The organism is Psychrobacter sp. 1Y4 (assembly GCF_051847555.1).
In genome coordinates this window covers 1-1,130 of record NZ_JBPYDE010000121.1, presented here as the reverse complement: position 1 = coordinate 1,130, position 1,130 = coordinate 1, and the positions used below count along the sequence as shown (strand labels likewise).

Annotated in this window: 2 protein-coding genes; one reads left to right on the top strand and one right to left on the bottom strand. The window is 46.1% G+C overall.

The features are described 5' to 3' along the window. Positions 1-217: flavoprotein (locus ACS8FC_RS14660; protein WP_439297306.1), on the bottom strand; the 217-nt coding region annotated here is incomplete at its 3' end. 128 nt (positions 218-345) lie between these two features. Here ACS8FC_RS14660 and radC point away from each other — a divergent pair. Further along, a complete protein-coding gene (gene radC, locus ACS8FC_RS14655) occupies positions 346-1,029 on the top strand; it encodes a RadC family protein (protein ID WP_201597851.1) in 684 nt (227 codons plus the stop codon). The last annotated feature ends 101 nt before the right edge of the window (positions 1,030-1,130 follow it).

Genomic DNA, 1,130 nt, shown 5'->3' with positions numbered 1-1,130 from the left:
CAATGTGCCCCATCCCCGCTTCTGCCTGCTCATCGAGCAATGAGACATGCACCTCGTTACCCGTCAACGCTTGTAGAGTCAGCGGTGTGATAAATGCTTGTGCGCCTGTCGTCATAATGACGCGCACATCAAAGCCTGCCTTAATCAACAAGCGGGCAAATATAGCAGATTTATAAGCGGCGATACCGCCGGTAATAGCAAGGACAATATTGGACATAAGCGTGGCATCAATAAAAAAGTGAAAAGATAAAATTGCGCTTATAGTAACAACTATGAGATAAATTGGGTAAAATTTTCCGTATTTACCTCAGATAACAAGTAGCAATTTATTCTTAAGGAGTGGCAATGGCGATTAAAGACTGGCATGAGGATGACAGACCACGCGAAAAATTATTGAAATTCGGTGCCGCTCATTTGTCTGATGCCGAGATACTGGCCATATTTTTGCGGACAGGTACGCAGTCACAGTCAGCGATTGAGCTGGCGCGTCATTTGATTGATCAGTTTGGCAGCCTAGCTGAGCTATTGGCCGCACCGCAACAAACCGTTCTTGCTTGTCATGGTATCGGCCCCGCCAAGTACGCTCAGATATTGGCATCGCTTGAGATGGGCACACGCTATCTGGATAGCAAGCTAAAAACGGGGCAAGCGCTCGGGCGCTCGCAAGTGGTTAAAGATTATATCAGCACCCAGTTACGCGGTGAGCATCGTGAAGTGTTTGCAGTCCTCTGTCTGGACAATGCGTTGAACCTTTTGAACTTTGAGATACTTTTCACCGGCGGTATCTCATCGTGTTCTGTCTGTATCAAGCATGTACTCCGGCATGCTCTAAGCCACGCGGCTAGCCAGCTTATTATCGCACATAACCATCCCCATACCGATGCCAAACCATCAACAGCAGACAATGTATTGACCTATGAGCTAAAAAAAGCCTGTGACTTATTAGATATCTCTCTTGTTGATCACATAATCGTTGGACGTAACGATACCTTATCTTATGCCGAAAGCTGCCTTGCGCCTTTTGGCTAGTTCATAACACTGATCGCTTAACTGGTCAGCAAATTTGAGCTGCTCTTCATTAGAGTCGATTAGGCATGATACCTGATACATATTATCGACAGAGCGTAGCA

Coding starts and splice junctions, on each gene's coding strand:
- radC (WP_201597851.1), top strand. CDS start 346: ATGGCGATTAAAGACTGGCATGAGGATGACAGACCACGCGAAAAATTA.